Source organism: Treponema rectale (genome assembly GCF_014202035.1).
GTDB classification, from domain to species: domain Bacteria; phylum Spirochaetota; class Spirochaetia; order Treponematales; family Treponemataceae; genus Treponema_D; species Treponema_D rectale.
On the sequence record NZ_JACHFR010000002.1, the window covers coordinates 129,821 to 143,237 of the forward strand.

The 13,417-nt window shown below is 39.5% G+C and carries 12 protein-coding genes; 11 read left to right on the plus strand and 1 reads right to left on the minus strand.

What is annotated here, in order from left to right; all coding sequences use genetic code 11:
• Positions 1-3: 3 nt before the first annotated feature.
• Entirely contained in the window at positions 4-1,017 is a 1,014-nt protein-coding gene (locus tag HNP77_RS05205; protein ID WP_184652116.1) for a sigma 54-interacting transcriptional regulator, read from the plus strand.
• On the opposite strand, the gene HNP77_RS05210 is transcribed toward HNP77_RS05205, so the two are convergent.
• Entirely contained in the window at positions 987-1,724 is a 738-nt protein-coding gene (locus HNP77_RS05210) for an RNA methyltransferase (RefSeq protein ID WP_184652117.1), read from the minus strand. The genes HNP77_RS05205 and HNP77_RS05210 overlap by 31 nt on opposite strands.
• A 46-nt stretch (positions 1,725-1,770) precedes the next feature.
• Between HNP77_RS05210 and HNP77_RS05215 the strand changes: the two genes are divergently transcribed.
• From HNP77_RS05215 to HNP77_RS05260, 10 genes are all read left to right on the plus strand, one after another.
• Positions 1,771-2,469 carry an SDR family NAD(P)-dependent oxidoreductase gene (locus HNP77_RS05215; protein WP_184652118.1) on the plus strand — a complete coding sequence of 233 codons (699 nt, stop codon included), beginning with the start codon at positions 1,771-1,773 and terminating at the stop codon, positions 2,467-2,469.
• Between the two features lie 117 nt (positions 2,470-2,586).
• On the plus strand, positions 2,587-4,152 hold the full coding sequence (gene cysS / locus HNP77_RS05220) for a cysteine--tRNA ligase (RefSeq protein WP_184652119.1): 1,566 nt from the start codon (positions 2,587-2,589) through the stop codon (positions 4,150-4,152).
• 31 nt (positions 4,153-4,183) lie between these two features.
• Positions 4,184-4,741 carry an RNA polymerase sigma factor gene (locus tag HNP77_RS05225; protein ID WP_184652120.1) on the plus strand — a complete coding sequence of 186 codons (558 nt, stop codon included), beginning with the start codon at positions 4,184-4,186 and terminating at the stop codon, positions 4,739-4,741.
• Positions 4,725-5,456 (plus strand): anti-sigma factor family protein, encoded by a 732-nt coding sequence (locus HNP77_RS05230; RefSeq protein WP_184652121.1) that lies wholly within the window; start codon positions 4,725-4,727, stop codon positions 5,454-5,456. The genes HNP77_RS05225 and HNP77_RS05230 overlap by 17 nt, the downstream gene beginning before the upstream one ends.
• Entirely contained in the window at positions 5,453-7,132 is a 1,680-nt protein-coding gene (locus tag HNP77_RS05235; protein ID WP_184652122.1) for a transglutaminase domain-containing protein, read from the plus strand. Before HNP77_RS05230 ends, HNP77_RS05235 begins: the two co-directional genes overlap by 4 nt.
• Before the next feature lie 21 nt (positions 7,133-7,153).
• The gene (gene pyrH / locus HNP77_RS05240) at positions 7,154-7,885 is read left to right on the plus strand and encodes a UMP kinase (protein WP_184652123.1); all 732 of its coding nucleotides are present in this window, start codon (positions 7,154-7,156) and stop codon (positions 7,883-7,885) included.
• A gap of 1 nt (position 7,886) precedes the next feature.
• Entirely contained in the window at positions 7,887-8,468 is a 582-nt protein-coding gene (locus HNP77_RS05245) for a glucosaminidase domain-containing protein (protein WP_184652124.1), read from the plus strand.
• Positions 8,469-8,517: 49 nt separating this feature from the next.
• On the plus strand, positions 8,518-9,690 hold the full coding sequence (locus HNP77_RS05250) for a phosphoribosylaminoimidazolecarboxamide formyltransferase (RefSeq protein WP_184652125.1): 1,173 nt from the start codon (positions 8,518-8,520) through the stop codon (positions 9,688-9,690).
• A gap of 134 nt (positions 9,691-9,824) precedes the next feature.
• On the plus strand, positions 9,825-10,364 hold the full coding sequence (locus HNP77_RS05255; protein WP_184652126.1) for a glutathione peroxidase: 540 nt from the start codon (positions 9,825-9,827) through the stop codon (positions 10,362-10,364).
• 58 nt (positions 10,365-10,422) lie between these two features.
• Complete coding sequence (locus HNP77_RS05260) at positions 10,423-13,353, plus strand: VIT domain-containing protein (protein ID WP_184652127.1); 2,931 nt, start codon at positions 10,423-10,425, stop codon at positions 13,351-13,353.
• Positions 13,354-13,417 lie beyond the last annotated feature (64 nt).

Genomic DNA, 13,417 nt, shown 5'->3' on the forward strand with positions numbered 1-13,417 from the left:
GAAGTGCCATTTTCAGATTGTCTGTTTGTTACAAACAGTCCGGATACCGCAGTTACAGTAAACTGCTCACAGAATTTTTCTTTTAAAAACTGCAGGGATTATTCTTTTTCAGAACTTTTAAGAGAATGCAGAAAGGCAGCCTTCCACAGCGAACCTGCCTCACTTGTTTTTTCAGAAAAATTTTCCTGCAGGCTCTATGAACTCCAGGCATCATTTCCTCAGCTGTATTTTAAAAAAATGAATTCAAAAATTCATTCCGACTCAAATCAGCTTAACAATACAATTAATAAAAAAAACAGAGACTATCTGCTTAAAATAAATCAGGCAATCAAAACAAAAATTCCTGTACTTATGATCGGTGAAAGCGGCTGCGGTAAAAACTACAACGCAAGACTCATTCATAAAAAAACCGGCAACCCGCAGAATAATTTTTTTGAACTGAACATCAACGAAATAAACCCTAACCTTATGGAAACAACTCTGTTCGGTTCTGTAAAAGGAGCCTTTACCGGAGCTCAATTTGATTCCATGGGATTTTTTGAATGCGCAAAAAACGGCACACTTTTTCTGGACGAAATTTCTTATCTTTCAAGAGACATGCAGGTAAAACTGCTGGGAGTTCTTGATAAAAATACCTTCCGCAAAGTTGGAGGAATAAAAGAAATTGCCTCTACAGCAAGAATGATTTTTGCAACAGACTCAAACCTCAGGAACCTTGTAAAAGAAAAAAAATTCATACAGCCGCTGTTTTACAGAATCAGCGTCCTCATCATAAGAATTCCTCCGTTACGGGAACGGCTTGAAGAACTTACAATGCTTGCCATAAACTTTGCCCGGGAACAGCAGAAAACAATTGCTCCGGATGCACTTAAAAAGCTTCATTCCCATCACTGGCCGGGAAACATCCGTGAATTAAAAAACTGCATTCAGAGAAGCTGCGTTCAGACTTATGAAAATACGATTCACAGGGAAGACATTGCCTTCGATCATGAATTCTTTGATTTTTCTGAAGCCTGAGTTTTTTCTGAAAGTCCTGCTGCCTTAGTAAAAGTTTTTTCTATATATTGAGCTTCACTTTCGCTGAGAGCTGAACGGGACAATATGCTGCGCCAGAATAATTCCATGTCTTTACGGCCGGTAACTTTGAAAAACCCAATCTTCTGCAAAGAATCGGCTATCGTTTTTACAGCTTTATCCAGACGTTCAAGAGTAACAGGAGTATAACCCTTTTCTCCCTTTTTAGTTTCTCTGAACAAATGATAGCACATAACCTGAACTGCATGACTTAAATTCATTGAACCGAATTCTTCACTCGTCGGAATTGTAACTGCAATAGTACACTCTTCAAGTTCATCATCCTCAAGCCCCGTACGTTCATTTCCAAAAACAACGGCACACTTTCCTTCCTGAACATTTATGAGCGAAGTAAGTTCTTCCGGCAGAAGAAGCTTTCCCTTGCGTTTCTTACCGCGGCGGCGGGTTGTAGCAGCAACAAGAGTACAGTCAGCAGTTGCTTCTGTTATTGATGAATAAAACTTTGCATTGTCATAAATTGAACCTGCATGAATTGCAAGTATGTGAACTCTTTCTTCATCGATAGTACTTTTATCTGCGACAATTCTCAAATCATGAATTCCACAGTTTGCCATTGCCCGGCACACGGCTCCGATATTTCTGGATTCTTCAGGTCTTGAAAGAACAATTACAACATTATCTAAATTCATGGTTCTATTTTACCGTTTTTTTATAAAAATCTGCTATACTTTTTTTATGGAAACGAAATCTGTCTTTTATAAAAAAATTGCATTTGTTGCAGGAGCCACTAAAGGCACCGGTCTTGAACTTACAAAGCTGCTTCTTAAAAACGGCGCGCACGTTTTAGCTGCAGGCAGAAATTATTCTTCAGAAATAAAACAGCTGCAAAGTGAATATGACGGGCTTACCTTTGAACAGATTGATTTTAATTCCCTGACACCGGCTCAGATAATTCAAATACCTTCCATAAAAGATGTGCTTTCTAAAATCCAGATACTTGCAGTTCCTTACGGACCATTCATTCAGAAAAAACTGGAAGAAACAACTGCTGAGGACTGGACAAGTCTTGCCCTTAACGACATTGCCCTGCCCGGAACTCTTTTAAGTGCTTCCCTTCCCTCAATGCAAAAAAACGGTTTCGGAAGAATAATTCTCTTTGGAGGAACAAGAACAGATTCCGTCCGTTCATATAAAACTACTGCTGCATATTCTGCATGTAAAACAGCCCTCAGCGTACTCGTCAAATCTGCTGCTGCCTGCGGAGGACAGAACATTACCTGCAATGCCATACTACCAGGATTCACATCAAATGCTCCTGAAAATACAACTGAAGTTTCTGCGGATTTTCTTGCAAGACAGGCCTTTTATCTTATGAGCACGGAAGAACTTAACGGAGTACTATTGAATGCAGACAGAGGCTGGACTCCGGCATAAAAACAGATAGCGCCGGATACCAGAAAGCGGCTCTACAAATAACATAAAATAACAACGAATTGAAACAAGAATGTTTTTAAGATATTCTATTAACTAGATTTTTACAAAGAGGAAACCATGTCACTTAAACTTTATAATACAATGGGTCGCAGATACGAAGAATTTAAACCTATCCACGAAGGTTTCGTTGGTTTTTACGGATGCGGTCCTACAGTTTACAATTATGCCCATATCGGAAATCTCAGGGCCTATGTTTTTCTTGACACCCTTGACCGCACCCTTACATACCTTGGCTACGATAAAAAGCACGTAATGAACATCACTGATGTAGGACACCTTACAGGCGATGCAGATGAAGGTGATGATAAAATGGTCAAAACTGCAGAAGAACGCCACCAGTCTGTAATGGAAGTCGCAAAATTCTACACAGATGCGTTTCTTGCTGACATTGATGCACTTAACATAATACGCCCGGATGTAATCTGCAAGGCAACAGACCACATTAACGAAATGATTGAGCTTATCAAGAGAATTGAAGCCAACGGACACACTTATATGGCAGGGGGAAACCTCTACTATGATGTAACTACATATGAACATTACGGAGATCTTGCCCAGCTTAACATGGATGAACTTCGTGCCGGAGCCGGAAAACGCGATGTTGTAGTTATTGATGAAAACAAGCGCAATCCTCAGGACTTTGTTCTCTGGTTTACAAAATCAAAATTTGAAGATCAGGCCCTTACATGGGACTCTCCATGGGGAAGAGGATATCCCGGATGGCACATTGAATGTTCTGCAATGAGCATGAAATATCTTGGAGAACACTTTGACATTCACACCGGCGGAATTGACCATGTTCCAATTCACCACACCAATGAAATTGCACAGAGTGAAGGTGCTACCGGTCATAAATGGGTAAACTACTGGCTGCACAACGAATTCCTTGTTGTCGTAAAAGATAAGGATGCCTCTGCTGACGGTTCAAAAGAAAAGCCGGAAGTAGAAAAAATGTCAAAATCCAAAGGAAACTTCCTTCGTCTTCAGAGTTTAATAGATAAAGGCTATCATCCTCTGGACTACCGCTTCTTCCTTTTAGGCGGACACTACAGAAAACAGATTTATTTCAGCTGGAGTGCAATGGATTCTGCAAAAAAAGGCCGTGAAGCCCTGATTCAGCGTCTGGTAAAACTCGTTCAGAATGCAAAACTGGAATCTTCTATAGAGCAGCTTGCAGCAAAAAAATACGAAAAAGGTCAGGCTGATGACAGGACAGGTCTTTCAGAAAAAGCTGCTGAATATCTTGAAAAATTCCGTGCAGCACTGGAAAACGACCTTTCTACACCGGTTGCCCTCAGCCAGCTTCAGAAAGCTGTAAAAGATTCTTCTCTTGAGCCTGCGGAAGCTCTTGAACTTGTAGCAAGGATGGACTCGGTTATAGGACTTAAACTCCTGTCAACTACTGCAGAAGCTGTAAAAAAAGCACAGGAAGCAGCAAAAGCAGCTGTTCCGGATCACTCAAATGACCCTGAAGCAGCACAGATTGATGCCCTTGTTGCAGAACGTATTGCAGCTAAAAAGGCAAAGGACTTTGCGCGGGCAGACCAGATTCGTGATGAACTGACGGCTAAGGGTATTGTCGTTACTGATACTCCAAACGGCCCTGTCTGGGAACGAAAATAATTTCACTGAATGTAACCTTAAGGGCATAAAATTGTTTGTTAACGGAAAGAAAGTTGAATCCGTACAGATAAACTGTGATGATTCAGCTGATTTTAGAAAATTATATGACGCAACCTATACTACGCTTTTTAAAGTCTGCTACCGCATAGTTGAAGACGAAGAAGCAGCAGAAGACCTTGTGCATGATTCATTTATAAAAGCAAATGAAAAGCACATGGTTTTTCCGACAATGGATGATGCCAAGTTCTGGCTTATCTGTGTCGTAAGAAATGCTTCACTTAACTTTGCAAAAAAGAGACTTCGGGAGGCAAAAGCGTACCATAAGGCGTTATATGAAGGACGTCAGCATATTGAAAGCGGAGAAGTCGACCTTCTTAAAGGAGAATCAGTCCGTCTGACCCGTGAAGCAATAAACAAGCTCAGCCCTAACCTGAGGGAAGTTGTTATTTTGCGTGAATATGCCGATATGAACTACAAAGATATTGGAAAGGCACTGGGAATCACTGAAGGCAACGTTAAAGTAAGGATTTTCCGTGCCAGAGAACAGCTTGTTAAAATATTAGGAGAAGAAGATGTCTACCTGTCCTGAAAAAAGCATTCATTCTGTTTACCTTGACGGTGAACTCCCGCAGAATTATGTTACCCGCTATGAAGCTCATGTTGCATCATGTCAGGAATGTCAGAAAATACAGAACGCTCTTAAAAAGCTTCGTGACTTCATGCAGAAAGATGCAGATTTGCCGGCTTTCAGCAGGGAAGATCTTGATTCAAGTTTTAACAGGCTGCAGGTTAAGCTTTCTTATCACAAGATTACAGGTCAGAGCCGGCCGGCTTCCGGCAGATTTACTGCACTTAAATACGCTGCAACCGGAATTGCAGCAGCTGCCGCAGTTGCCCTGGTTCTTCCTTTTGCAATTACAAAGAAAACTAATACCGTTACTTCCGTAGAAGAAAAATTCCAGCCGATTACAAGGAATGTCCTTAAATCTCCGGCAAACAATACAGTTTATACAGACGGAACCTTCAACACAGCAGAACTTTCTTCTGTTTTCGGAGGAAAATCAACTGTTGATTATTCCGTTCAGGCAACGGAAACAGTTCCTTACGTAAAGTTAGCTACTTCTGCAGAAAAAAATAAAGATAATTTTTCAAGAATGCATCTTTCCAGCTATGACATGTTCATTCAGAGTCCGGACATGATTAATGAAATCCCAAGTTATGAACAGTATTCCGGAAATTCATTCAACTTTTATACACCGACAACTGTATCTTACAATAACTTTAATTCGGATCATACAAAGTGAATTTTAAAAATCCATTTTTTAATCTCATAAGACGCTCTCCGGCAGTCAGATTCGCACTGTTTTTTGGTCTGATTGCCCTTATTATTTTCGGTTCCGCATTCATCGGAAAACAGACTCAGAAAAAACCTGTCATCAGCCGGATAACTCCAGTCATAGGACTTCCGGGAAGCATGATGACAATCTACGGAGAAAACTTCGGAAAAGTAAAGGACAGTTCTTACGTAGAAATTTCAGGCTCAAAAATCAATGAACAGAATTTTTCTTTCTGGTCCGATACTAAAATTCAGTTTACCATCCCGGACAATGTATCCGACGGACTTGTAATCGTAGGAAACTCTTCAGGCAGGTCGGCTCCGGCTTTTTTTGCCAATGAAAACAGAATTCCTGTTGCAGTACGGCCGGATCCTCAGACAACAATTCCTGTCGTATCTTCCATAACTGATTCTGCACAAATCGGTGACATAATTACGATAACCGGAAAAAACTTTGGAACAGCCCGGGGCAATTCAAAAGTATTCTTTACGGCAAACCGGGATGAAATTTCCCTTGATAATACCTTCGAAAACTTTATCTGTGCCAGCGAAAATGATTATGACTACATTCTCTGGACGGACGGAGAAATTTCTGTAAAAGTTCCGGATGGAGCTGCTTCAGGTCCGGTTTATGTAATGACTTCAAAGGGCTCAAGCGAACCGGTACGTACGGCAATCAGCTTTCCTGCCGGGAAAAAATCCTTTAACAATAAACATACTTTTGTAGTTCAGATTACTGCAGACGTTTCTACCGGAAATGCAGCAAATGAAGCATTCATTACTCTTTATATGCCGCGCCCTGCCGAAAGTTCCGTTCAGCCGTCAGTAAATCTTAACGAGTATTACCCTGAACCTTTAATTAAAGATGATCCTAAAGATATTATTTATCAGAAATCAATTAATTCAATTACAAATCATAAACAGAGATTCAGCCAGACCTATGTAATTTCTTCATATTCCATGAATTCAAATATTATTCCGGCAAAAATTACAGGCTATGCAGATACAAAAAGCGTTCTGTACAATGCATATACAACCCCGGATTTTTGTATTCCTTCAAACAATGAAACGGTTATCGAACTTAAAAACCACATAATCGGAAAAGAAAAGAATCCTTACAAAAAAGCACTTCTTATATACAACTATCTTCTGGATAATTATAAACTGGAATCAAAAGTACGTACCGGAGACGCAAGCGTTCTGGATCTTCCACGACGGAATTCCGGAGATGCGTATGACTTTGCAATAATGTTTACAGCTTTGTGCCGTGCTGCAGGTATTCCGGCTATTCCATGCAGCGGAATTCTTGCAGAAAGTTCTTCCGTTACACATCCCCACTGGTGGGCTGAAATTTACTTTGAAAAATTCGGATGGTTCCCGGTTGATCCGGCTCTTGGTTCAGGAATGGAATTTACACCTTTCGTTCCGGTAGAAAATCCGAGAAACTATTACTTTGGAAACATCGACTGTCAGCATATTTATTTCAGCAGAGGCTGGAATCAGATACGTGCCTCCCTTACAAACAGCAAGACTGTTTATCTGCCGAGAAGTTATGCACTTCAGTCAATCTGGGAAGAAGCAAGTGATGAAACTTCCAGCTACAGTTCACTATGGAACCCGCCGTCTATAAACGGTATTTACTAATATATTAAGGAGACCTGAAAAATGACTACAAAAGTTTTAAGTGTCGGAGGATCAATTATTGCCCCTGATGCACCTGATACTGAATTTCTCAGTGCCTTTGCAAAAATGATATGCACATGGCTTGAAGAAAACAAAGATGCCCGCCTTATTTTTGTTGCCGGAGGCGGCGGTCCTGCAAGAACATATCAGAATGCATATAAAGATGTTGCTGCAAAATTCGGAGATACAGAAAAAAAAGCTGCAGCTTTTGAAAATGAAGCAGATCTGAACTATGCCTGTGACTGGCTTGGAATCATGGCTACCCGTCTTAATGCACAGATTCTTAAAACAGTTTTCGGACCTTTGTGCAAACAGGATGTGGTTACAGATCCTACTGCCGTTTCTGATTTTACAGGACGCATTCTTGTTGCAGCAGGATGGAAACCAGGTTTTTCTACAGATAACGATGCCGTTCTTCTTGCTGAACGTTTTAATGCCGACACAGTTGTAAACCTTTCTAATATTGCAAAAGTTTATACTGATGATCCAAGAAAGAATCCTGATGCAAAACCGATTGATGAAATCAGCTGGGCTGACTTCCGTAAAATTGTCGGAGATGAATGGGTTCCAGGTAAAAACTGTCCGTTTGATCCGATTGCTTCTAAAAAATCACAGGAACTTGGTCTTACAGTAATCTGTGCTGCAGGAAAAGATATTCCTAACATCCGTGCAATTCTTGACGGAAAAAACTATACGGGAACAACAATCAGATAAGATGAAAAAACTTATAGCTGCATTATTCTGTGCAGCTGTTTTTATTTTAAGCAGCTGCGTATCCACCTCCTCTAACGGTTTTAGAATTTCGAGGAACCTTACTGATAAAGGGGTCATGTCAAAAGACTCTCTTGTAAACTTCTTTATGGCAAACAATCCGGATGCAGACAGGAAGGAAATTAAAAAACTTGCAGCCCTCTACATCAGCGAGGCAAAAACTGAAGGAATAAACAGTGACTGCGCTTTTATTCAAATGTGCCACGAAACAGGCTTCCTTAAATTCGGAAACCTTGTTACTCCAGACATGCACAACTACTGCGGACTGGGGGCAATAGATGCTGAACATACAGGAGAACGTTTTGCCACAATGAAAGACGGAGTCAGGGCACATATTCAGCATCTTCATGCCTACGCTACACCCGAAACAGTTTCTCTAAAAAACAAATGCATCGACAGCAGGTACAAATGGGTAAGACCGCGGGGAAAAGCACCCACAATAGAAGGACTTACAAAAACCTGGGCTGCAGATCCTGAATATTCAGTAAAGCTTGAGGCAATGCTTGTCCGTCTGGAAAAGTTTTAGCACTCAACCTTCTTTACGTAAGGGCCACTTTTAAACTATGATGTGGTGCATGAAAGAAATCGAATTAAAGTACGGATGCAATCCAAACCAAAAACCCGCAAGAGTTTTCATGGAAGACGGGGACTTGCCGCTTACAGTATTAAACGGAAAGCCCGGTTACATCAATTTGCTTGATGCACTTAACGGCTGGCAGCTTGTAAAGGAATTAAAAGAAGCTACCGGAATGCCTGCTGCAACAAGCTTCAAACATGTATCTCCTGCAGGAGCTGCTGTCGGACGTCCTTTAAGTGACACTCTTAAAAAGATTTATTACACGGACGATGTTGAACTTACACCTTTGGCCTGTGCTTATGCCAGAGCAAGAGGTGCGGACAGAATGTCCAGCTTCGGAGATTTTATATCTCTCAGCGATAAGTGTGATAAAGCAACTGCCCTTCTTATAAAAAAAGAAGTCAGCGACGGAATCATAGCCCCTGGTTATGATGATGAAGCTCTTGAAATTCTTAAGGCAAAGAAAAAAGGCAACTACTGCGTTCTTCAGATTGATGCAGATTATGTTCCTGCTGCTTCTGAAAAGAAACAGGTGTTCGGAGTTACTTTTGAACAGGGACACAACTTCATTAAAATTGATGACAGTGCCGTTTCTAATTTTGTAACGGAGAATAAAACAATCTCTAAAGAAGAAAGAGACAATCTTCTTATAGCACTTATAATACTTAAATATACACAGTCAAATTCTGTATGTTACGTTAAAGACGGACAGGCAATCGGTATCGGTGCCGGACAGCAGAGCCGCATTCACTGTACACGCCTTGCCGGAGACAAAGCTGATAAATGGTGGCTCCGACAGTCTCCAAAAGTTCTTAACCTTCAGTTTAAGGATGACATCAAGCGCGCTGACCGTGACAATACTATCGATGTCTATACAAGCGATGATTATGATGACGTACTTGCAGAAGGCGTATGGCAGAACTTCTTTAAGGTAAAGCCGGAACCATTTACACGGGAAGAACGTAAGGAATGGATTTCTAAAAATACCGATGTTGCCCTTGGAAGTGATGCATTCTTCCCGTTTGGAGACAACATCATACGTGCTCACCGTTCAGGAGTAAAAGTAATTGCACAGCCGGGCGGTTCAGTTCGTGATGACAATGTCATAGAAGAATGCAACCGCTACGGTATCGCAATGGTATTTAACGGAATAAGACTTTTCCATCACTAATCCAAAACATACTGATGCGTAAACATACACGGCAGGCTTTAAAGCAGGCCGTGTTTTTTTTGTCTATTTGCTTGACATTATTTGATTGTATACAATATAATTGTATTATAAGTTAATTAACAGGAGGCTTTTTTATGGCAATTTACGATTACACAGTTAAAGACAGAAACGGCAATGATGTTCCCCTTTCTCAGTACAAAGGCAAAGTTATGCTCATCGTTAACACAGCAACAGGATGCGGATTTACTCCTCAATATGAAGGTCTTGAAAACCTCTGGAAAAAATTCCATGACAGGGGACTGGAAATACTTGATTTTCCGTGCAATCAGTTTGGCAATCAGGCTCCTGAAAACGATGAAGAAATTCATTCCTTCTGCCAGATGAAATACAACACAAGCTTTGATAATCTTAAAAAAATAGAAGTAAACGGACCAGATGAAATTCCGCTGTACACATTCCTTAAAAGTCAGAAAGGATTTGCAGGATTTACAGGCGAAAATGCTGCTTTTATGGAAAAGCATGTTGCACAGTTTGATCCTGACTTCAAAAACAATGCCGAAATTAAATGGAACTTTACAAAATTTATAGTAGACCGGAACGGAACTGTTGCCGCACGTTTTGAAAGCACCACTGAACCTTCAGAAATTGAAGCCTGCATCGAAAGCCTGCTTTAATAACCTTTAACCTTTTCAATTTTTCTTTGTTTGCATACTATATAAGCGAGGTATGCAAATGAAGAAAATTTTTATTACATCCATATTTCTTTTTTTTACTGCAACTATTTTTGCACAGCAGACATCTTTCATAAATATAAGAATTCGTGACTCAAAAACAGAAGGCACTGTAAGACTTAAAGAACTTTCTGCAGAAGCTGAAGTTTATGCAGACATTGCTGTAACAAAGCTGGACATGATTATAGAAAACACAACCGCTTCAATTCTTGAAGGAGAAATTGAATTCCCCCTTGGAGAAAATGAATCCATAACAGGATATGCTCTGGACATTGACGGACGGATGAGGAACGGTGTTGTTGTAGAAAAAGAAAAAGGCCGGCAGATTTTTGAAGCAGTTGTCCGCCAGGGAATTGATCCGGGACTTGTAGAAAAAACAGCCGGCAATAATTTTAAAACAAGAGTATATCCGATTCCTGCAAACGGAGTACGCCACCTTCAGATTACATATCAGACAGAACTTAAAAACACAGACAGATATATTTTTTCTGCACTCCCGGAAAACCAGCTGGATTCTTTTGATTTTAAAATTACTATTTTAAAAAACAATGCCCTCATGCCAAAAGAACTGTCTGATAAAAATACCTTTTCATTTTCAGAAATGAATACGGGAATTACTGCAACCATTTCTAAAAAAAATTATAAACTGACCTCACCAATTATTTTTGAAATACCTTCAGAAACTTCTGATGTGCAGGATGTTTATACGGAAGACATAGGAAGCAGCACATATTTTTATTTCAGTAAAAAAATAAAAACTGAACCGGAAGAAAAAACTCTGCCTGAAAAACTTACTGTGTGGTGGGACATTTCTTCTTCAGGAGAAAAAAGAAATATAGAAAAGGAAGTACAGCTTCTTGAAACCTATGCAGCACGCCTTGATAATCCTGAGATTATGATTATTCCGTTCTGCAATGAAGTTCACAAGGCAAAAGTATTTACAGGAAATTCAAAACAGGAACTTAAAAAACTCCGGGATTTTATTTTATCCCTTGAATATGACGGGGCAACAAACCTTGACGTAGATTTTAATTTTGCCGGTGGGGATGAACTTCTGATTTTTACCGACGGCCTTTCTTCCTGGAAAGACGGCTCTGATTTTCAGCAAAATATTTCCGTCCCTGTATATACAATAAACTCAAGCCCGTCAGCAGATCACTCCCGGTTAAAAGCAATGGCAGAAAAAAATTCAGGAGCTTACATAAATCTTTCAAATCCATCTGCTGATGTTTCTTACGGGTTAAAAAAGCTTCTGGAAAATCCGCTGAGGCTTATAAAAATTGAATATAATAAAAAAGCTGTTGAAGAAATTTTTCCTTCAGAAAAATCTATAGTTGATGAAAATTTTTCTGTTGCAGGAATTCTAAAAAAGAAGGAAGCTGATGTGACACTTTACTTCGGACATGGTACAAAAATTGAAAATTCCTTCACCGTTAAAATCAGTGCTACTGATACAATTCAAACTAAAAATATTGCAAGACAGTGGGCAATAAAAAAGATAAACTTCCTGAATGAAGACTATAAAAAAAATAAACAGCAGATTATTGAAACTGCAAAAAAATTCGGAATAGTAACAGACGATACTTCACTTATAGTTCTTGATACGGCAGAAGATTATGTAAGATACAATGTAATTCCTCCAAAGGAAGACGAAAAACTCTACCGCAGATATTCTGAACTCATAAAAAATTCAAACAATAATTCAGCAAAAAATAACCGTGAAGAAAACAGCAGAAAAATTCCTGAAACTGTTTATAAGAATTTTGAAGCCTTCAGAAAATGGTGGAATACTTCATCTGAAGAATTTAAAAAGAAAACTAATTTAAAAAGCAAAGATGAATCTGATTCTTACGAAATAGAACCGCCTGTTTTAAGCAGACTGTTTTCAGCAGGCAGAAATAATGAAAGAGAAAATTATGCAGCAGAATCCGCTTACGCTTTTACAGATTCACTCAGTCTTGAAGTAGAACTGGAAGAAAAAGAAGCTTTTGCAGAAAATCCTTCTGCACAAAACAAAGAAGCTTCCATTCAACTTGAAGCCTGGTCTCCTGATGCAGATTATCTTTCTATCCTAAAACGGACAAAAACAAATGAGATGTATAAAAAATATCTGGAACTGAAAAAAGAACATTCTTCATCCCCTTCATTCTATATAGCAGTGTCAGATTATTTTGCACAGGAAAATCTTTCTTCAGAAAGTCTCCGCATACTTTCCAATCTGGCAGAACTGAATCTTGAAAGCACAGATATTCTGCGAGCCCTTGCAGATAAGCTTGTTGAACATAAATACTATAACCATGCAATACAGATTCTCGAAAAACTTGTTACCTTAAAATCAGAGATACCTCAATTCCTGAGAGATCTGGGCATGGCCTGTTATCTTAACGGCGAATACCAGAAAGCAGTCGATACGCTGTATTCAGTTGCATACAAACACTGGGACGGAAGATTTGCTGAAGTGCAGCAGATTGCCCTCAACGATATGAATGCTATTATTGCTGAATGCAAACAGAAAAAAATAAAACTGAACCTGTCTGACATTGATAAAAAACTGATTCAGAATTTTGACTGTGACATCCGCATCATCCTTACATGGAATATGGACGACTGCGATATAGATTTATGGGTAACGGATCCTGATAACGAATTATGCTATTTCGGGAATAAACTTACATATCTTGGAGGAAGAATCTCAAATGACTTTACACAGGGGTACGGCCCTGAAGAATTTTGCATACACGAAGCTCCCGAAGGAACATATAAAATTGAAGCAAATTACTATGCAAATCATCAGCAGAAAATCCTCCAGCCGGTAACCGTTCAGGCAGAAATATATACAAACTTTGGACGGCCTGATCAAAAAAGACAGGTTCTTACCCTGGAACTTACCGAAAAGAAAGAAACTTTCCTTATAGGAAATATAAATTTCTAAAGACATAAACGCAGAAGCAGTACAACTTCTGCGTAACAGCAATTTTAATATTGTAAATTCCAAT